The organism is Vibrio kasasachensis, assembly GCF_050337565.1.
GTDB classification, from domain to species: Bacteria; Pseudomonadota; Gammaproteobacteria; order Enterobacterales; family Vibrionaceae; genus Vibrio; species Vibrio kasasachensis.
In genome coordinates, this window is the sequence record NZ_JAKJTB010000009.1 from 170,840 (window position 1) to 190,842 (window position 20,003).

Annotated in this window: 21 protein-coding genes; 14 read left to right on the plus strand and 7 right to left on the minus strand. The window is 41.3% G+C overall.

Translation table 11 applies throughout. The annotated features are described in order from the left end of the window. Nucleotides 1-28: 28 nt before the first annotated feature. Nucleotides 29-397, minus strand: coding sequence for a YgiW/YdeI family stress tolerance OB fold protein (locus tag L4C38_RS03625; protein ID WP_428796169.1), 369 nt, complete (start codon nucleotides 395-397; stop codon nucleotides 29-31). Between the two features lie 180 nt (nucleotides 398-577). On the opposite strand from L4C38_RS03625, the gene L4C38_RS03630 reads away from it, so the two are divergent. Genes L4C38_RS03630 through modC form a run of 4 tightly spaced genes read left to right on the plus strand, consistent with a single transcriptional unit; the run spans nucleotide 578 to nucleotide 4,628 of the window. Then, a complete protein-coding gene (locus L4C38_RS03630; RefSeq protein WP_428796170.1) occupies nucleotides 578-2,053 on the plus strand; it encodes a cobyric acid synthase in 1,476 nt (491 codons plus the stop codon). Beyond that, nucleotides 2,046-2,822, plus strand: coding sequence for a molybdate ABC transporter substrate-binding protein (gene modA / locus L4C38_RS03635; protein ID WP_428796171.1), 777 nt, complete (start codon nucleotides 2,046-2,048; stop codon nucleotides 2,820-2,822). Before L4C38_RS03630 ends, modA begins: the two co-directional genes overlap by 8 nt. Beyond that, nucleotides 2,809-3,525, plus strand: coding sequence for a molybdate ABC transporter permease subunit (modB, locus tag L4C38_RS03640; RefSeq protein WP_428796172.1), 717 nt, complete (start codon nucleotides 2,809-2,811; stop codon nucleotides 3,523-3,525). Before modA ends, modB begins: the two co-directional genes overlap by 14 nt. After that, nucleotides 3,522-4,628 carry a molybdenum ABC transporter ATP-binding protein ModC gene (gene modC / locus L4C38_RS03645; protein WP_428796173.1) on the plus strand — a complete coding sequence of 369 codons (1,107 nt, stop codon included), beginning with the start codon at nucleotides 3,522-3,524 and terminating at the stop codon, nucleotides 4,626-4,628. The genes modB and modC overlap by 4 nt, the downstream gene beginning before the upstream one ends. A gap of 96 nt (nucleotides 4,629-4,724) precedes the next feature. On the opposite strand, the gene L4C38_RS03650 is transcribed toward modC, so the two are convergent. Further along, nucleotides 4,725-5,162, minus strand: coding sequence for a DUF3069 domain-containing protein (locus tag L4C38_RS03650; protein ID WP_428796174.1), 438 nt, complete (start codon nucleotides 5,160-5,162; stop codon nucleotides 4,725-4,727). Nucleotides 5,163-5,328: 166 nt separating this feature from the next. Between L4C38_RS03650 and L4C38_RS03655 the strand changes: the two genes are divergently transcribed. Next, a complete protein-coding gene (locus L4C38_RS03655; RefSeq protein WP_428796175.1) occupies nucleotides 5,329-6,285 on the plus strand; it encodes a GGDEF domain-containing response regulator in 957 nt (318 codons plus the stop codon). A 6-nt stretch (nucleotides 6,286-6,291) separates the two neighbouring features. Here the strand turns inward: L4C38_RS03655 and L4C38_RS03660 are convergent, their stop codons facing one another. Further along, the gene (locus L4C38_RS03660) at nucleotides 6,292-7,578 is read right to left on the minus strand and encodes a GGDEF domain-containing protein (RefSeq protein ID WP_428796176.1); all 1,287 of its coding nucleotides are present in this window, start codon (nucleotides 7,576-7,578) and stop codon (nucleotides 6,292-6,294) included. Between the two features lie 241 nt (nucleotides 7,579-7,819). Between L4C38_RS03660 and L4C38_RS03665 the strand changes: the two genes are divergently transcribed. The 9 genes from L4C38_RS03665 to L4C38_RS03705 all read left to right on the plus strand — a co-directional run bounded on the left by L4C38_RS03665 (nucleotide 7,820) and on the right by L4C38_RS03705 (nucleotide 16,243). Continuing rightward, nucleotides 7,820-8,191: a late competence development ComFB family protein gene (locus L4C38_RS03665; RefSeq protein ID WP_428796177.1), complete on the plus strand. Its 372-nt coding sequence runs from the start codon at nucleotides 7,820-7,822 to the stop codon at nucleotides 8,189-8,191. 15 nt (nucleotides 8,192-8,206) lie between these two features. Next, the gene (locus L4C38_RS03670) at nucleotides 8,207-8,488 is read left to right on the plus strand and encodes an HlyU family transcriptional regulator (RefSeq protein ID WP_428796178.1); all 282 of its coding nucleotides are present in this window, start codon (nucleotides 8,207-8,209) and stop codon (nucleotides 8,486-8,488) included. Nucleotides 8,489-8,781: 293 nt separating this feature from the next. Then, nucleotides 8,782-10,335 (plus strand): Re/Si-specific NAD(P)(+) transhydrogenase subunit alpha, encoded by a 1,554-nt coding sequence (locus tag L4C38_RS03675; RefSeq protein WP_428796179.1) that lies wholly within the window; start codon nucleotides 8,782-8,784, stop codon nucleotides 10,333-10,335. Between the two features lie 15 nt (nucleotides 10,336-10,350). After that, nucleotides 10,351-11,754 (plus strand): Re/Si-specific NAD(P)(+) transhydrogenase subunit beta, encoded by a 1,404-nt coding sequence (gene pntB / locus L4C38_RS03680; protein ID WP_428796180.1) that lies wholly within the window; start codon nucleotides 10,351-10,353, stop codon nucleotides 11,752-11,754. Nucleotides 11,755-11,897: 143 nt separating this feature from the next. Further along, a complete protein-coding gene (vxrA, locus tag L4C38_RS03685; protein WP_428796181.1) occupies nucleotides 11,898-13,352 on the plus strand; it encodes a sensor histidine kinase VxrA in 1,455 nt (484 codons plus the stop codon). Next, complete coding sequence (vxrB, locus tag L4C38_RS03690) at nucleotides 13,327-13,986, plus strand: response regulator transcription factor VxrB (protein ID WP_428796182.1); 660 nt, start codon at nucleotides 13,327-13,329, stop codon at nucleotides 13,984-13,986. Before vxrA ends, vxrB begins: the two co-directional genes overlap by 26 nt. Beyond that, entirely contained in the window at nucleotides 13,983-14,858 is an 876-nt protein-coding gene (locus tag L4C38_RS03695) for a DUF2861 family protein (protein ID WP_428796183.1), read from the plus strand. Before vxrB ends, L4C38_RS03695 begins: the two co-directional genes overlap by 4 nt. Nucleotides 14,859-14,918: 60 nt before the next feature. Continuing rightward, nucleotides 14,919-16,040: a conjugal transfer protein TraF gene (locus L4C38_RS03700; protein ID WP_428796184.1), complete on the plus strand. Its 1,122-nt coding sequence runs from the start codon at nucleotides 14,919-14,921 to the stop codon at nucleotides 16,038-16,040. A gap of 53 nt (nucleotides 16,041-16,093) precedes the next feature. Further along, nucleotides 16,094-16,243: a YoaH family protein gene (locus L4C38_RS03705; RefSeq protein WP_428796185.1), complete on the plus strand. Its 150-nt coding sequence runs from the start codon at nucleotides 16,094-16,096 to the stop codon at nucleotides 16,241-16,243. A gap of 645 nt (nucleotides 16,244-16,888) precedes the next feature. On the opposite strand, the gene L4C38_RS03710 is transcribed toward L4C38_RS03705, so the two are convergent. From L4C38_RS03710 to L4C38_RS03725, 4 genes are all read right to left on the minus strand, one after another. Continuing rightward, nucleotides 16,889-17,350, minus strand: coding sequence for a hypothetical protein (locus L4C38_RS03710; RefSeq protein ID WP_428796186.1), 462 nt, complete (start codon nucleotides 17,348-17,350; stop codon nucleotides 16,889-16,891). Nucleotides 17,351-17,958: 608 nt separating this feature from the next. Next, nucleotides 17,959-19,125 (minus strand): iron-containing alcohol dehydrogenase, encoded by a 1,167-nt coding sequence (locus L4C38_RS03715; RefSeq protein ID WP_428796187.1) that lies wholly within the window; start codon nucleotides 19,123-19,125, stop codon nucleotides 17,959-17,961. 152 nt (nucleotides 19,126-19,277) lie between these two features. Next, a complete protein-coding gene (gene yciH / locus L4C38_RS03720; RefSeq protein WP_428796188.1) occupies nucleotides 19,278-19,589 on the minus strand; it encodes a stress response translation initiation inhibitor YciH in 312 nt (103 codons plus the stop codon). Nucleotides 19,590-19,591: 2 nt separating this feature from the next. Continuing rightward, nucleotides 19,592-19,966, minus strand: coding sequence for a DUF3319 domain-containing protein (locus tag L4C38_RS03725; RefSeq protein ID WP_428796189.1), 375 nt, complete (start codon nucleotides 19,964-19,966; stop codon nucleotides 19,592-19,594). Between the last annotated feature and the right edge of the window lie 37 nt (nucleotides 19,967-20,003).

The window sequence follows — 20,003 nt, forward strand, 5'->3', positions numbered from 1 at the left end:
GGTTATTTTACCTTTAAATCTTATAGATTTATAGCACTTGAATGCGATCTACTTCGATCTCAGGAGTATTACCGCCTTCGAATTCACCAAACAGTCGAACTTGGGTGCTTGCATCAAGCGATTGCTTTAGAACAATGTCATCATCCAGTTCAACTTGGACTTCTGCTTTGCCATCACTAAAAATAAATTTTTCGTGATTAATCTGACGAATAAGCTTGCCTTCTAAAACCACTTTTTGTTCTGTAAACATACTGCTATCAGCAAGTAGGTTAGTTAGGTTAGCTAGCTCAACAGGACCTGTGTATTGCACTGCGTTTTGTTTATGGTGATTATCGCCGCCAGCTAAAGCGATAGTTGGAGCAAGGATAAGTACAGCAGTTGCGATAATTTTTTTCATGATGTTTCCTTAGTGCTTATTGTTAGGTTTAGTGCCCTTATTTGATGGTGCTATTAAACACTAGTGAATGTGAACCGTTGCTGATGGGCACATTCATTCTCCGTTCATGTATTTTGTTAGTAATACTATCGCAAAGCCGATATGATTCTTGCAAAGTAATCAATCATATAAATGGTCTATATGTATCCACCGTTTGAAGCGTTAATGGTACAAGGCACTACTTCGGACGCAGGTAAGAGCGTATTAGTAGCTGGTTTGTGTCGTGTTCTAGCCCGCAGAAATATACGTGTGGCTCCGTTCAAGCCACAGAATATGGCCTTAAATAGTGCTGTAACACGTGACGGTGGTGAAATAGGTCGGGCGCAAGCAGTCCAAGCTGCGGCGTGTAATATTGAACCAACAGTTCATATGAACCCTGTATTATTAAAACCAAATTCTGACACGGGTGCGCAAGTTATCTTGCAGGGCAAAGCAATATCCAATATGGAAGCGACGAGTTATCACGACTACAAGCGTGTTGCTATGGATACGGTTATTGACTCTTTTGGGCGTTTAGTTAAAGAATTCGATTCGGTCATGATTGAGGGGGCGGGTAGCCCTGCGGAGATCAATCTACGCGAGAATGATATAGCCAATATGGGTTTTGCTGAGAAAGCAGATGTCCCTGTAATTATTGTTGCTGATATTGACAGAGGTGGCGTCTTCGCTCATTTGTATGGCACGTTAGAGCTATTGTCACAAAGTGAACAAGACCGTGTGATTGGTTTTGTTATAAACCGTTTTCGTGGAGATATTGCGCTGCTACAGTCAGGTTTAGATTGGCTGGAAGAAAAAACAGGCAAGCCAGTCATCGGTGTATTACCTTATTTACACGGCTTTGATCTAGAGGCAGAAGATGCAATAGACAGCCAGCAGCAGTTGTCCGAACAAGCTAAACTGGTAGTAAAAGTTCCAGTGTTTACCAGAATCAGTAACCATACCGATTTCGATGTACTACGACAAAATCCTGATATCGATCTTCAATATGTCGGTAAGGGAGAGACTCTGAATTGTGCAGACGTGATCATTTTGCCCGGATCAAAGTCGACACGTTCAGACCTTGCCTATTTACGCAGCCAAGGTTGGGATAAAGACATAAGTAGACACCTTCGTTTTGGCGGTAAAGTTATTGGTATTTGTGGTGGTTTCCAAATGTTGGGGCAATCTATCAATGACCCTTCGGGTATAGAAGGGGAGCCAGGTTCATCACAGGGATTAGGTTACTTAGATCTAACTACAACAATGACCACAAATAAAATTCTAACCAAGGTTTCGGGTCGTATGAGCTTACTTGGCAAACAAGCCAACGTAATAGGTTATGAAATTCATGCTGGCGAGAGCAGAGTACGATGTGAGCAGCCTATTTTGCTAGAAAATGGCAGTATGGATGGTGGAATAAGTGAATGCGGACAAATATTCGGTACCTACTTGCATGGTGTTTTCGATGACGATCAAGCACTTTCGTTACTTTGCGAGTGGATGGGTTTCGAAAATATTGCTACTGTCGACCATCACGCAAATCAAGAGCGTGCAATTAACCGTATTGCTGACGCAATTGAAGATCATTTAAATTTAGAGTTACTTTGGCCCGAACTAAGCAATAAAACTAATGTTTAAAACAAAAATATTTACCCTGTTTATCTCGCTGCTGCTTTCTAATGTGTTGTTTTCACATTTATCTTTTGCCAACGATGCATCAGATGTACAGCCAATTAAAATTTATGCTGCCTCTTCTTTAACAAATGTATTGAATGAATTGATTGCAGAATATAAGCGCAAACATTCGATCGAGATTATTCCCATTTATGGTGGTTCATCTTCATTAGCGCGGCAGATCGAACAAGGAGCACCAGCCGATCTATTTATTTCCGCCAATGAATTGTGGGTTAAACATTTAGAAAAAAACGGTGTCGTCGACAAGCAACATATACAGCCTTTTGCCCAAAACCGATTGGTTGTCATCGCCCCATCCGGAACAACCCGCACTTTGAATGCTAACCACGTGGAGTCGTGGCTAAACCTCCTTGCTGATAGTCGCCTAGCGGTCGGACAAACAAATGCGGTTCCCGCTGGCATTTACGCCAAGCAATCGCTTAAATCTTTAGGTATGTGGCAGTCTTTGAATAAACACTTAGCACCGACGAGTAATGTTCGCATTGCTTTAACATTGGTTGAACGCGGTGAGGCAAATTTAGGGATTGTTTATCAATCTGATGCAGTTATTTCAAATAAAGTTCGAGTTCTGTACACTTTCACCAGCGCCTCTCATGACCCAATAATCTATCCGTTGGTGACATTGTCACAGTCACAAAGTATTGAGCAGTTCGTGGCGTTTTTGCTCAGCGATAGTGCTCAAGAAGCACTTGTAAAATATGGATTTGATTAGAGGTTTGAATTTGCTGTCAGAATACGAATACCAAGCACTCATTCTAAGTATTAAAGTGTCGTTGTTTGCGGTTGCATGGCTGATTCCGATAGGGATTTCGCTCGCATGGCTATTGGCTAAAAAACAATTTATGGGTAAATCGATCATCGACAGCCTCATCCACTTACCTTTAGTTCTCCCTCCTGTTGTTATTGGCTACTTATTACTGGTTATGATGGGACGAAAAGGCATAGTCGGGGAATGGATTTATGACACGTTTGGCATTTCTTTCGCGTTTAATTGGAAAGGCGCAGTCATAGCCAGCGTTGTGGTTGCTTTGCCGCTAATGGTCAGAGCCGTACGGCTAAGCTTTGAGAGTGTTGATAGCAAATTGGAACAGGCAGCTTCGACACTGGGTGCTTCATCATTGAAAGTATTCTTTACTATCACATTGCCCTTAACGCTCCCGGGAATCATTACAGGCACTATGCTAGCATTCGCAAGAAGCCTCGGAGAGTTTGGTGCGACGATCAGCTTTGTGTCTAACATACCCGGTGAAACTCAAACCATCCCTTTAGCTATGTATACGTTTATCGAAACACCAGGCTCCGAACTAGAAGCAATGCGTTTGTGTGCAATATCGATTGTCATTGCGCTCGGATCATTATTGATCTCTGAATGGATGTCGCGGCAATGCGCCCGTCGTTTAGGAGAGAAGCGATGAGTAAGTTAGCCATTGAGTTCAAACAAAAACTCGGTAATACGACCTTTGATATCAATGTAGAATTACCGGCGCAAGGTATTACCGCGATATTTGGTCGCTCTGGTGCCGGAAAGACAACGTTAATTAATGCTGTTGCTGGGCTTACTAAGCTCGATTCGGGTCACATAGAAGTAAATCGTCGTGTACTGTTTTGTCATGAGAAAGGGGTTAATATTCCAACTCGACACCGACGCATAGGTTATGTCTTTCAAGAATCACGTCTCTTTCCGCATTTTCGAGTGAAAGGGAATTTACTTTATGGTGCTGCGGATAAAGATACCAGTTACTATAATCAAATCGTTGAATTGCTTGAATTAACCTCATTATTGGAACGTTTTCCCATTGAACTTTCTGGTGGAGAAAAGCAACGTGTTGCTATTGGCAGGGCACTGCTAACAAAGCCAGATATTTTGTTAATGGATGAGCCATTAGCGTCGTTGGATCTGCCTAGGAAGCGCGAAGTGCTGCCATTTTTAGAGCATTTGGCAAACAACGTAAATATTCCTATTCTCTACGTTACACATAGCCTTAGCGAAATTCTTCGACTAGCTGATCATATTGTCGTTATTGACCAAGGAAAAGTGGTTACAACTGGTCCAATCGAGCAAGTTTGGGCTTCTAAAGCAATGCGTCCTTGGCAATCTTTTGCGGGTCAAAGCTCATTATTTGAAGCGAAGTTAGTTGAACAAATTGAAGAGTATGCGCTTTCGGGGCTTGAGCTATCTAAAGGGGTTATGCTTTGGGTACAAAAAGTCGAAGCGGACTTACACAGTAGTGTGCGTTTACAGGTTCGTGCCAATGACGTGTCTATTAATCTAGATAAACCAGAACGCAGTTCAATTCGCAACGTTTTGCACGCAGAAATATCAGATTTAGAAACGCACAGTTTTGGCAGCCATCGGCAAAGTGTCTCGGTAAAGCTCAAACTTGCTCCCGAGTGCTATTTGTGGGCAACAATCACAGCTTGGGCGAAAGAAGAACTGGCTTTAGAAAAGGGAATGAAGGTGTACGCGCAAATCAAAGGGGTGAGTGTAACTCAACGGGATATCTCGTTGTCTCACTAAGAACCGTGGCACAGTAACGTAAGAGCAATACAGCAAAAATATAAAACTGAATTAAAAAAAGCCGCATTACGCGGCTTTATGCATTTCTAATGTAACTTATTTAACGAAAACGTCAGTAAAGTCCCGTTTTAGAATAGGATCACGGCGAGCTTTCTTAAGTTGCTTAACCATGTCTTTTACGCAGTTGTGAAGTACTTGATCGAGTAAAGTAGCGCGATACTGCTCTTTATCTTCTTCAGTCATATCTTCTGGTAGATTTAGTGTTGGAAACTCTTCCATCACGTTAAGACCAGCAAATGCTTGGCTAACTGAAACGAGTGCATGAAACTGTTCAAAATTATCTAAAATGTTTTGCGCACTCTTAGGTAGCTCATTCCACGACTCACGTACTGCATCTTCAGATACTTCGTGGATTGATACCACCATCTCGTACATCGCTTCTGGCACGTCATCAAATTCGATTACTTGACGAAGTTCTGCTGAAATAGTCGCCAGATCGATGGTTTTTTTCTCTGTTGGAGTCACGTCAGACATAGTCTTTTCTCTTTACGTTGTACATCTCGCGTTATGCTAGTTTTTCTGCAATAAATGTCAACCTTAGTGGAGCATTTGAATTGAGTAAAGTATGCTAAAGTTTAAATATCTGATTTATTGAGTAGTTTACAGGTAGGTAGATCAATTGGAAATGACAGGTTCAACTATGAAAATTTTGCTGGTCGATGATGTTCAAATGGAACGAATGCAACTTGCGATCAGGCTGAAGCAGTTGGGGCATATAGTTGAAATGGCGGAGTCGGGTGAAGCGGCATTGCGTATTTATCCTGACTTTAAGCCCGATCTTGTTTTGCTGGATATTACTATGCCAGAGATGAATGGTTTCGAAGTATCGGCAAAAATTCGAGAAGACTATCCTGAGTGGATTCCAATCATCTTTCTAAGTTCACATGCTGATCCTCAAATCATTGCAAGTGCGATCGAGTCCGGAGGGGATGATTATCTAGTTAAACCGGTTGATAAACTCGTTTTGCGCGCCAAGTTGACAGCAATGCAGCGAATCGCTTTCATGCGAAATCAACTTAATAGGAAAACCGCGGATTTGGCTCGGTTAAATCAAGAATTAGAAAAGTTAGCAAGTGAAGATGGGTTAACTAAAGTAAGTAACCGCCGTGATGTAGATAAAAAGCTTAAGGAAATGATTTCAGTACATGGCCGTCACAATAACGCGTTGACTGTAATCTTGTTGGATGTGGATTTTTTCAAACTATATAATGATAACTACGGTCACATCCAAGGTGATCAGTGTTTAGTACAGATTGCATCAACATTGAAGAACTTATTCGCCCGTAACGGAGAGGTTGTAGGGCGCTATGGTGGTGAGGAATTTGTAATTATCTTGGGTCATAGTGACTCTTATCAAGCAGAAATCCATGCAGAGCGTGTAAAAAAAGAATTAACCGACAAAGGGTTTGTTCATGAGCATAGTGACGTCGCGGATTATGTGACGGTGTCACAGGGAGTGGTCAGTATTCAACCTACAGGGCATGAACCCGTTGATGAACTATATCGTATGGCAGATATTGCGCTTTACCAAGCAAAGAGGCAAGGGCGTAATAGATACGTTCTATTTGATCCTACAATTGAGTATCAAGAATCGTAACAGGCATTAATTTGCCATGTACTTAGAACATTTGTCTTTAAAATTTAAAGGTAATTTTCGAGCTGAAACCATGCAGTTACGCCCACTACCTTTAGCCTTGTAGAGTGCTTCGTCAGCGGCTTTAAGGATCAGTTTGGTATCTCGTTCTTCGTAGCTATCGGCAACACCAATACTAATCGTCAGTGACGTGGTTGTGGTTTTTGTATCTTGCCCCCGTTTCGTGGTGCCTTTTCTATTACTTCTTGGACGGGCACTCAAATTACGAATAGTCAGTTCATATTCTTCTATTTCTTGGCGTAGATCCTCTAAGTGGTCCCAAGCTGCGTCGGAGTATTTACCTTTGAAAAGAACCGTAAATTCCTCACCACCATAACGATAAACACGAGCACCACCGCCAACTTCACGAAGCTTGCTAGCCACAAGCTTTAGCACATCATCACCTGTGTCGTGACCATAATTGTCATTAAACGCTTTGAAATGGTCGATATCTAGCATAGCCAACGTGTACTTGCGTCCAAGATGCTTTAGATCTGATTCAAGCGCAAGTCTGCCTGGAATACCAGTCAAGCGGTCATTAAATGCTAGTTCGTAGCTTGCTGACATTAAATAGATCAACAGCAAAATTCCGGCAAGACTGAACAGTGCACTTGAGATATAACTTACATGGAAGAAGACAAATGTGGCTGATGCGATTAATACTGCGGAATACACAGCCGCATCTATTATCTGGTTAAACTTGAGGACAGCGATTGCACAAGAAAGCACTACCGCTACTAGATACAACACTAAAATTAGCGGTAAACGTGAGATCTCTGGTGCCACATATAAGAGTGCGTAATCTTGTTGGTTGAATCCGCCCTCTACCACATAGTTAAGTGTCAATTCACTCCACAGAACAAACAGAGCCAAAATGATGAGATATACAAAGAAACCTTTACTTCTGATCGTATTATCTTTGAACGGATAGATAGCGAGACAAGCGGCAGGTAATGAAAATGCCAATAGTGAAAGCTCTAGTAGTGTAGAGCCGGTGGACAAAGAGCTTTGTAAGTTGTTCTGAATAACCCAATAAGTGAGCAACATCGCAGTGCCCACCATCGCACAGCGGCTTTGTTTAAAAACATGACCAAGAATGATAGTGGCGGTAAATAGCACGTACGGTAAATTAAGGCTCAGACTTTGATTAGCGCTGATAAGTGTGGTGACATTATCGATACCAGATGCGATCAAGAGTAACATTCCGAATGGAAACGTAAATCGAAACCAACTAGATGTTACGATTGAGAATGACATTAATTAGAAGTGCCCTTGGTACAGATTATTATTTGGGATGATAAGCATAGCGTTATTAAATGATTTTCCAAGTGTTTTACTTACTAAAAGGGTTAAAAATGCGTCATACTATGAACATTCAGTATTGTTTTGTACAGAATAGTCGTCCCTTATATTACATTTGCTTAAGCTGAAGTGTAAATCGTCAGCGCGTATTATGGATTAACAACGCAAAATTAATGGTTGGCGGGAGTGATAAAGAATGCAAATAAGTGAAGACGTGCATAACTATATGGAAAATTTAGTCGGTCAAGTACTAGCTCGGTCTGAATACACTGAGCTCTTCGATAATGACCAATTAGCAGATCTCGCTTGTTTGGCTCTAATACAGTTGAGGCCTGTGTATATACGACACGACGTCGATTTTCTATCTACATTGTCTGAAGAACGTTTAATAATGCTAAAACAACATGCTGAGACGGCAGTGGAGTCGGCTAAAGGAATGATCTTGGAAGACCGGCGCAGAGAGCGAGAAGATGATTTTCCAGTCATTTTTACTACCTCCCGTTTTGACGAAGACGCAGAGCTTGAGTGGTTTGAAAAACCGATACTTAAAAGTAAAAGCAACAAATGAAGTTAAGGAGCTATAGTGGGATTATTTTCTCGTTTGTTTGGTGGTCCAAAGCCAGAATCAAAAAAAGTGGACATCGAGCCTGTTGAATATAAAGGTTTTTTAATTTATCAAGAAGCTATTGAGGAATCGGGTCAATATAGAATTGCCGGACGGATCGAAAAAAATGAAGATGGCGAGCATAAAATACATCATTTTATTCGTTCTGATGTACTTTCTAGTCGAATTGATGCTGACGAATTCATGCTCAAAAAAGCTCAAATGTTTATAGACCAGATGAACGGTAAAATTTTCGATTAGTGCAATGGATTTGATAGAAGTCATGATTATGAGAATCATTAGCCGTTATGCTGATGGTTCTTTTTTTTTAATCCAATAAACTAATTTATTGTTTTTACTTCTCTTTTTTGCGATCTGGTAAGGCCTCTTTTGTATTATATTATGTTGTTTGATGACAGCTAAAATTGCAAAATGGACTAATCTATCTAGTCTTAGCGAGTGGATTTCTGTTTTTTTATTACAAAATACTTGTAATTTGTACACTCGTTAGTTAGAAAAAGAATAATCATTGTGCCAATAGTCAAGGAATAGCTATGCAAATTGGTGTGCCAAAAGAAATGCTCGCTGGAGAAACGCGAGTGGCTGCATCACCGAAGTCGGTTGAGCAGCTTATAAAAATGGGTTTCGACGTTGTTGTTGAATCTCAAGCAGGGGAATTGGCGAGTTTCGACAATGCCTCTTTCGAAGCCGCAGGAGCAAAGGTTGTCTCGAAAGATGACGCTTGGGCTTCTGACATAATTTTTAAAGTAAATGCGCCTATCATTGATAGCGACAGAACGATTGATGAATTCGCTTTGTTTAAAGATGGAGCGACGTTAGTTAGCTTTGTTTGGCCTGCTCAACATCCAGAATTGATGGAGCAACTATCAAATAAAAATATCAACGTACTAGCAATGGATGCGGTTCCACGCATTTCACGAGCTCAGGCGCTTGATGCATTGTCATCTATGGCTAACATCGCTGGTTATCGAGCGGTAGTTGAAGCTGCCCACGAATTTGGTCGCTTTTTTACTGGTCAAATCACAGCTGCTGGTAAAGTTCCACCTGCCAAAGTATTGGTCGCGGGTGCGGGTGTTGCAGGTTTAGCTGCAATCGGTGCAGCAGGTAGCCTTGGTGCTATCGTACGTGCATTTGACGTTCGCCCAGAAGTGAAAGAACAAGTGCAATCAATGGGAGCAGAGTTCTTAGAAGTTAATTTCCAAGAAAACTCAGGTTCTGGTGATGGCTACGCAAAAGAAATGTCTGACGAGTTCAACAAAAAAGCAGCTGAGCTTTATGCTGAACAAGCGAAAGACGTGGATATCATCGTTACTACAGCATTGATTCCTGGTCGCCCAGCACCAAAACTGATTACCAAAGATATGGTAGACAGCATGAAAGCGGGTAGCGTGATCGTTGATTTAGCCGCTGCTAATGGTGGTAACTGTGAATACACAGTCGCAGATCAAGTGATCACTACAGCTAACGGTGTGAAAATTGTCGGTTATACCGATATGGTTGGGCGCCTTCCAACGCAATCTTCTCAGCTGTATTCAACAAACCTTGTTAACTTGATGAAGCTACTGTGCAAAGAAAAAGACGGCAATATCGACATTGACTTTGAAGATGTCGTTTTGCGCGGAGTGACAGTAGTTAAAGAAGGCGAAATAACATGGCCTGCTCCTCCAATTCAAGTATCGGCACAACCGGAACAGAAACCGCAAGCTGCGCCAATCGCTAAGAAAAAAGAGGATAAGCCAGTATCACCAGTTAAGAAACTCGCTGGTTTAGGTGCTGCTATTGTTGCCTTTGGTTGGATAGCTTCGGTCGCTCCAGCTTCATTCTTAGCTCACTTTACCGTATTCATTCTAGCCTGTGTGGTTGGTTACTATGTGGTGTGGAACGTAAGCCATTCGCTACATACTCCCTTAATGTCTGTAACTAACGCAATATCCGGAATTATCGTTGTTGGTGCTTTACTGCAAATTGGGCAAGGCAATGGTGTTGTGACGTTCTTGTCATTCATCGCGGTCCTGATTGCTAGTATCAACATTTTTGGTGGATTTACCGTTACCAAGCGCATGCTTGAAATGTTCCGTAAGAACTAATAGGAGTTACAGGGAATGTCTGCAGGACTAGTACAAGCAGCTTACATTGTTGCTGCTATATTTTTCATTATGAGCTTAGCGGGTCTATCTAAGCAGGAATCTGCACGTGCAGGTAACTACTACGGTATCGTCGGTATGGCGCTCGCATTGATCGCAACGATCTTTAGCCCAGATGCACAAGGTTTTGTGTGGGTGATCGTCGCGATGGCGATCGGTGGCACAATCGGTATTTTCTACGCTAAGAAAGTTGAAATGACCGAAATGCCAGAGCTAGTTGCGATTCTACATAGCTTTGTAGGTATGGCAGCTGTGTTGGTTGGTTTTAATAGCTATATTGATCCGCCAGCAATTGTAAACGCGGATCTACTTTCAGAAGCTGAGATTCATGCTCATCATGTTATTCACTTGGTTGAAGTGTTTCTAGGTGTGTTTATCGGTGCGGTAACCTTTACAGGTTCAGTAGTTGCATTTGGTAAGTTGCGCGGCATCATTTCTTCTTCGGCGCTTAACATACCTCATAAGCACAAGTTAAACTTAGCGGCGATCGTTGTTTCAACATTATTAATGGTTTACTTCGTTAATTCTGACGGAAGCATGTTTGCTCTAATTGTGATGACGCTGATTGCCTTTGCATTTGGTTGCCATCTTGTTGCTTCTATTGGCGGCGCGGATATGCCAGTTGTCGTTTCAATGCTGAACTCATATTCAGGTTGGGCAGCAGCAGCAGCAGGTTTCATGTTAGCGAACGATCTTCTTATCGTAACCGGTGCTTTGGTTGGTTCGTCAGGTGCGATCCTTTCCTACATTATGTGTAAAGCGATGAACCGTTCGTTTATTAGTGTTATAGCGGGTGGTTTCGGCCAAGAAGTTGTTATAACAAGCGACGAAGAATATGGCGAACACCGTGAAACTAACGCTGAAGATGTGGCTGATATGCTTAAAAATGCTAAATCAGTCATCATTACTCCGGGTTACGGTATGGCAGTAGCTCAAGCACAATACCCAGTACATGAAATCACTGAAAAGCTTCGTGCACAAGGGGTAGACGTTCGTTTTGGTATTCACCCTGTCGCGGGTCGACTTCCTGGGCATATGAACGTTTTGTTAGCTGAAGCTAAAGTGCCTTACGATATTGTATTGGAGATGGATGAACTTAATGACGATTTCCCTCAAACGGATGTCGTCTTAGTCATTGGTGCGAACGATACGGTTAACCCTGCGGCGCTTGAAGATCCAAATAGCCCAATTGCTGGTATGCCAGTATTGGAAGTGTGGAATGCTAAAGACGTTATTGTATTCAAACGTTCAATGAATACGGGTTATGCGGGTGTTCAAAACCCACTGTTCTTTAAAGACAACACACAAATGTTATTTGGTGACGCGAAAGAGAGTGTAGACGCTATTGCGAAAGCACTATAAGCTAACTAAAGCATTAAAAGGTCAGCAATATGCTGGCCTTTTTTATATCAATATATAATTGACACGAATATTACATTTAATGCATCAAGACTTGCCATAATGGCCATGTCTGGTGGTAACTCGCTGATTTAATAAGTTTTGCCTTGAAAAATATAACGATAAAGATTTTTACATGCATTTTAAGCTTTGCGTCTATAGGCGTTAACGCTGATACGCTACCAGAACGTATTGATAAGTTTGTCAATTTATTCAAGACATCAGAAGCGTCTGTATCTTACGATGTACGTGTTTTGCAATCCGATTACCCCACACGATTGCTTATGCCACAATCGATGCTTCCTCAGACATCAAGTTATCCGTTGGAAGATATTCAACGATTATACAAACTCTCGGTTGCGTGCACGGGGAAATTACCACTAAGTCCGTTGGTTACTGAGCCATTAGTTTTTACAAGGGCGATGTGTAAAGGCACCAAGCTAAGTAAAACATGGTTTGCGCGTAGCGCTTTAATTCACCCAGGGGGTGGGACTTATGCGAACCGTTACATTGTAACACAGCCAGAAAAGGTTGCTGAATTAGAACAGTACATGCATATAAAAGAGCGTCCTTTGGCCAACGCGAATACTTTACTTGGGCGTTTGCAGAGAATGAGCGAAGAAACAATTACGGCGCTTATCTCGGGCACAAGTATGTTTTTAGAGGGTGAAGACTTGTGGCTGCGTAAAAACGATAGCTACTATATTTACCCAGAGCCGATTTGGAATAAAAATGTCACTGAGTCAGGATTGAGCTTTACGTTAGGCGCTGAGTCAGGTGCGTGTTTTGTACAGCGCGGCAACATTTGTTGGGATGTTGAAGATCATGCCGATATACTAAAAATCAGTATGGTTGGTTTGGTCATTGCAAATATTTTGTTGGTTATTGGCTGGTCTATCTACCGTTGGAATACGAAGCGGAAAGAAATGAAGAGCCGAATGCTGGTATTGCAAATTCTTACTCATGAACTTCGGACACCGATTGCAAGTTTGTCATTAACGGTTGAAGGGTTTCGCCGTGAGTTTGAGTCGTTACCGGAATCAGTTTACGATGAATTTAGACGTTTATGTGAAGACTCTCGGCGTTTAAGGCAATTAGCCGAGGCAAGTAAAGACTATTTACAATCAGACAATAAACCGCTTGCATCAGAATGGGTACCATCTGTAAAAGAGTGGTTAGAATTCAAGATTGAAGAAGAGTTCGGCTCGCAAATCGAGTTCAACATCAATCACGATATCGCGGCAAGACTTAACGTATATTGGTTAGGAAATTGCCTAGATAATCTCGTAAGAAATGCGGTGAAATATGGAGTTAAACCGATCAAGTTGGATGTAAATACATCTAATCAAAAAATTACGTTCAGCGTTATTGACCAAGGAAAGCTCACTCAAAAGGATTGGCGTAGTTTACGCAAACCGTTTGTTAGTAAGAGTGGTTTAGGCTTGGGCTTAACTATCGTTGACTCTATGGTCAGTCGAATGGGTGGTAATTTGACACTCATTGGTCCACCGACAACGTTTATTTTGGAGATACCTTGTGAAACAGACACTGCTTCTTGTTGAAGATGATAAAAACTTGGCAGATGGCTTGCTCGTTAGCCTTGAACAAGCAGGGTACGAGTGTTACCACGCAGAAACTATTGCTGATGTTGAACAATATTGGGCTAAATCGGATTTAGTTATTCTAGACCGTCAATTACCCGATGGCGATTCAGTATCACATCTAGCACACTGGAAAACGATCAAAGAGATCCCAGTGATCTTACTTACTGCGCTTGTTACTGTGAAAGACAAAGTGGCGGGTTTAGACTCTGGTGCAAACGACTATTTAACAAAACCGTTTGCCGAAGCTGAGCTATTCGCCCGAATTCGTGCACAATTACGTGCTCCCGATGGTCTAGAAGAAGATGACAGCAAGGTTCGAACTGACAATCTTTTGATCGATAAAAGCACACGTGAAGTATTTTTTAATGAACAAATTATCACGTTAACAAGAACTGAATTTGATCTTTTGCTATTTTTGGCGAGTAACCTAGGGCGCGTGTTCACAAGAGATGAACTACTCGATCACGTATGGGGCTATAACCATTTTCCGACTACGCGTACGGTAGACACTCACGTATTGCAGTTACGTCAAAAATTACCAGGGCTTGAAATCGAAACACTACGTGGTGTCGGTTATAAGATGAAGGCATGATTCGCAAAATTGCATTGATCGCCGGTGTACTTGTTAGTACATCGGTTGCTTCGGATGGACTCGAGTGGTTTGAGAGTAACTCACCGTTAACTCAGACCCATAAGCATTTATTAAACAATGATTTATCGGCGATGTTTTCCTCTTTAGTTGAAGTGTGGCAACTTGAAGACAGCACAGCACTTGAACCTCACCTAAACGATCTTTTAGTACAGTCATTTGAAGTTGATTGTGGTAAAGGGCTCGATAACAAAGAATTTCCCGATTGGTTGAAAGGTGTACTAGTACAACGTTCAGAAATCCAGAGCCCCGGTCGAGATGCATTTCGTGCGACGGTTGAAGTGCAATCTGATCAGCCCATTACTAATATCACTTTGACGCGATGGATCGACAAATCGATATCTAACGATAATACATTGGAGCTGGTTAGAGAAAACCATTCAGGTGTCGTTACCTATTCTAAGCGTTATAACGTCAATAACAAATTGTCGATGGGGCTATATCGAATTGATATCGTTAACGACAATAATGAGTCGTGGAGCTCGTGGTTAATTTTAGGTGAACCTAAGCCTTATATGACAGTTCGTTGGGCTTCAAAACACAATTGGCAGGTTGAACAAAACGCTTTATTGAATCCTAATTGCCCTTTACCCAAATTGAATGCAGCGGTTTACGATTATGTCGAAGGCACATACAACCAAGTGTGGAGTGGTAGCTACGAATCTGACTACCCAAATTCGTTGCCATTAGAAGAGATAAATGCGGGTCGTTATGTTTTAGCTGTTTCAATCGCACATAGGCGTTGGCAGGGCAAAATAATTGTTGAACAAACTCAAATTATCAGTAAAACGTATGATGTTTCACTAGAGGAATAGCTAAAGTTAGGAGACAATTAGCCGATGTAATATCAAGTCAACTAACTATTTAGCTCCTATATGAAAACCGTATACAAACTATTACCTTTGGCTGTCGCTATGTCATTCGGCAGCGCAAATGCAGCTAACTATGCAGTTGAAGCTCGCGGCGACGCAATGGGTGGGGTCGGGGTTGTTTCTGCAAACTTTCTGACCGCTCCTTTTTATAACCCAGCATTAACGGCCATCTACAGACGTAATGACGATGTAGGGATGATTACGCCAAGTATCGGTTTTAACTATACAGATACTGGTACATTTGTTGATGATCTAGAACGTGTAGAAAGCCTAATTAATAGCGGTGACTATACGAATGCCCAAGCTGCTCTTAAAGATTTAGAGGGTGACAATTTAAAAATTGATATTGGTGGCGTTGTTGCTTTTGCCATTCCTAATCAATTCGTTGCGGCAAATGCTTTCGGTAAACTCTACACTGAGTCTTACGCGACGGCTCAGATTAAAACTGATGGAACAGACCAAGAGAATGCTCTTGGCAGTTCGGTTCGAGCCGTAAGTGTTGGCGTTGCAGAAGCGGGTATTTCTCTTGCCAAATATCAAACCTTTATGGGGCAGCACATTTCATTTGGTTTAACACCGAAACTTCAACGTGTATACACCTATGTTTATGAAGCGAGTTTGACCAACTACGATCTCAAAGATTTGCGGGACAATAGTAAAGGTGAAACCATGTTTAACATGGACGCTGGTTTCCTATGGTTCCATGGTCCTTTCCGCGTAGGTATCGCTGCTACAAATATGATTTCACGCGATATTCATACTCAAAACCTTCCAGGTTCAAATGTTTCTTACGCATATGAAATGTCACCTCAATACACTGTTGGTGCAGGAATTGTTGCTGATTACTTTACGTTAAGCGTAGATTACGATCTAAAAGAAGAAGAACGTTACGTTGGTTTTGACGACAACACTCAAATGTTGCGCGTTGGTGCTGAGTTAGATTTGCTCCGCCAATTAAAACTTCGTGCCGGTTGGAAAAAGAACTTAGCGTATGATAATACTGACGATACATTAACTGCTGGTATTGGTCTTTCACCGCTCAACTTATTCCAACTTGATATTGGTGCAAGTTACACAAACGAAGACTCGATGGGAGCTTACGTTAACTTCTTGACTAGCTACTAGCAATCACCATCGAATCGTAATATAGTCGGCTCCTATTTTTAGGAGCCTTTTTTATGTTTGACGATTTAAGCCTAAGCCATGCAGAACAGCAAAAAGCTGTTGAAGAAATCCAACAGTTAATGACGCAGGGCATAAGTACAGCACAAGCGATTACGATTGTTGCAGCAAAAATACGCGAAGAAGCTAAAAAACAACAAGAATAGAGAAGGGCAGGTAACTGCCTTTTTTATTAAAGACCTAACGCATTATAACTAAATTTACTGCTACGACTACTCTTCTCGTCAACACATCACAAAAGTGACATCTCCGTAAATGCAAATAATCTTGCACTGTACAAAGTAAGTGTAAATAACCTTATTGTATAAATAAACGCGTATATACAATGACTTATAGCAGAGTAATTGACTGTTGTAATTGTGGTTAATTTGGTTTTGTAATTTAATTACAGGGTGGTTTTTCTGCGCATCATCCATTCAAATACACTAGTATTTTATGCTGCCTAGTTATCGTGTCACATTGCTACAGTCAAAAGTCCTTCTGACTTATGTAATATTTCGTGACAGGGTGACGTTCTGCTGTTTTATAGATAAGCAATTGGAGATTAAGGGGAATAATGGAAAGTTCTAATTAAAATAGCAGAGTGTTGAAGTCTTACTGGTTCAGCTACTTTTGCAGAATGAATAATTGATCGTCTTAGATTTAGGTGACAATGTCACTATATTTCATGATCTACGGCTTCCGCAAAGTGTTGTTAGGATTCAAGTAGAACTAAAAACCAGAGTAAAGGAAAGGTTATAGATTGATGGGTATAACAACCCCCGTAATACATGACGAAGGTTATTAGAAAATTACAATGCGTCGCCTGATGTTCTCAAAGTGCTTTCCCAATGTTGTCTAACGGATGGAAAGTTTTTGGTTGAGAAAGAGTAGTTATTGCCGCCAAACAACACCTTAACATCTGAGTTGCTAGTGAATTTTTGACTGACAAAATCGATACCACGCTGCGAGCTAGGGATCCAGTATCCCGTACCACCTCTACATATTTTAGTGTAATTGACCCACTGATAAAATATCTTAACTTTTTTGCGGTCGCCACCATCACCAAAACAAGTTCTCTTTACGTCATAAAAAGCTACGATAGAGGAGTTTCGACCTATGGATACCAACTGCGCTACAAAATTAGAGTCTTCTTTTGACCTAATATAGTGGCTTAAGCCTTCCGCAAGCCAATTATTACTTTCCGTATCATCGAAGTCAGCCATTGCTATATGTGGCACTAATGCTAGTAGCAATACCGCGTATTTTTTCATTTCACAACCCTAGATTTTTTGCCTTTCACTAGTAAGTGAATGTTTTACATGAAAATTTACTTGCTATCAAACCGGTTGCGTATTTATGCGAGAGTGAAAGGAGATATCTATAAGACTTTTACCCGTATAACTATAAGGGGCTCCTCAAACGCCAAAACCTCAACAGCAAAGATAAAATCATTCTCGACACTCGAATAGTTTAAATAGCGATTCTGGCAGTAAGGTGGTGTTTGGTTTCTTTGAGTGCTGTGGAATAGCTGACCGCGCCGCTGAGCATTGTCGTCACATTTACTTTATCAAGCGCAGTAGGTATTCAAAGTGCCTTAATTGAGTTCTCGGAGAAATGAGCGTAGAGGCTGAAGCTCAAAAAAGTGACATTACTATCTGGGGCTTACAAGCCCAGTGCGCATTATGTATCTTATGTTAAATTGAGTTGAGGCTATTGTATTGCTGGTTGTCTTTCGCCTCTACTCTATAACTTACGGCGTACTTTCAATTATACATAATCGTATTTACCATAAACTACATAATATACAATTAAACCATCAATCGATTGTTTAATTGTATATTGTTGTGCCTGCGTATATCTCATAGTCCACTGTTGAATCTTAGGGTTTTGCAATACGTTCTAAGATTTGTTCACAGTCTTTAATGGTCATTACTTCTGGAACTGGGTACTCGCCAAATGCTTCTTTTATCGCTAAAGCCGCAATTTTTGGAATGTCTTCCTTCTCTAACTCTTCAACTTGTTTTGGTATTTCTATCTGTTCAAGTAAATCTTCTATCGATTTAATCAGAGGCTCACTGCCGTCATGTCCTAAGCGTTTAGATAAGTCTAAAAGTTTGTGGCTGTTTCTTGATGCATAAAATCGTAAAATATGCGTTAGAACGATCGCATTCGCCCGACCATGAGGTATATGGTAAAACGCTCCTAGTTGATGAGCTATAGCATGAACGTACCCAATATATGTTCGTGTGAATGCTAACCCTGCTTGATAACTGGCTAAAGCCATTTGCTCACGATCTTTCAGTTTATTCCCTTGAAACACGCAGTCTCTCAGGTGCTTGAAAATCAACTCTATTGAATTGATTGATAGTCGTTGTGTATATTCATTCGAGTATAAACTAAGGTAGGATTCAATTGCGTGTGTTAAAGCATCTATCCCAGTTTCCGCAGTAATTTGACTAGGTAAACCGAGCATAACTTCCGGGTCAAGCACCGCCACTTTGGGAACCAAGAACGGATCGGTAATTGATCGTTTGGTTTGATTTTGCTTGTCACTGACCACCGCTGCAACTGTGCACTCTGATCCGGTTCCAGCGGTGGTCGGAATTGCGATAATCGGCATGAGTTTACGGTGAACTTTGAGTAATCCCGGTAAGCGAGAAATATCTTTATTGGTTTTAACACTAGCACCAATTGCCTTTGCACAATCTAAAGCGGATCCACCGCCGAAAGCAATGATGCCGTCGCTTTGACTATTTCGATATTGAGCGACACCTTGGCGAACAATGTCATAATCGGGGTCTGGTTTCACTCCATCATACAGTGTGTATTCTACATTGGCGCTCGAGAGACTCTCTAACATTGAGTCTAACAAGCCCAATTTGTGAACCATTGGATCGGTGACTATTAACGGGCGTGCAATATTGTAACGCTGACAAAGCATAAATATTTCAATAACCTTCCCCGCACCGATGATACATTCTGGCTTCGGGACTGGAACCAGTTTGATAAATGGTTTTTTGATAGTAACGAGAAATTGATGCAGCATACCAGCCAGTCCTCAAAACATGTGGTTAATGAACCTTTTATGTTTAGAGCTAATATCCTAAGTTGGCAAGCAACAGCTAACTAAGATGAGATAGATGTTTTATTTGAGCACAAGCAGAAGCTAGTGCCCAAATTAAAATTACAGAATAGAGCTTATCCGCCGGCAAGTTTAACTGTATGCCCTTTTTTCTCAAGGTGCGCTTTGATTTTATCACGTGCATCACCTTGGATTTCGATGTCTCCATCTTTAACAGAGCCACCACAACCACAAACTTTTTTAAGCTCGGCTGCTAACAGTTTTAGTTGGACATCATCCATATCTAAACCTGTAATGATGCTGACACCCTTGCCTTTACGACCTTTGGTTTGTTTTTGGATGCGGACGATGCCATCGCCTTGAGCACGAACTGGCTTTTCATCTTCTGGTTTAATACGACCGACTTCGGTGGAGTATACTAATGTCATAACTATTTCTTTTGTTGTTCTGCTTTACTCTTGGCGATTAGATAACCTTCAATATGCTTTTGAATAGCTAACTTGCCGCCCTTAATAAGCCTACCATTAAAAAAACAATACCAAGTGTTTGGTTCACCTGTATCATTCTTAATGATATAACCATTGAAGTTTTCTTGCACTGCTTTTGCCGCTGATTCTCGGCTTTTAGCCAGTGAAGCAAACTCTTTCGGATCAATAATCGTTGCAGAATCACAGAACCAGTCGATACTCTTTTTCAGTGCCGGCATTTGTCCCTGCAATACGCGATTTTTAATTTGAACTTGCCAAATTTCAGTTGACGAACCAACTGTTCTTACTTCAAAGCCACGGTATGTTGCAACAGCCATATGTTTAGTACGTTATGATGAGTGTTATAAGTAATGA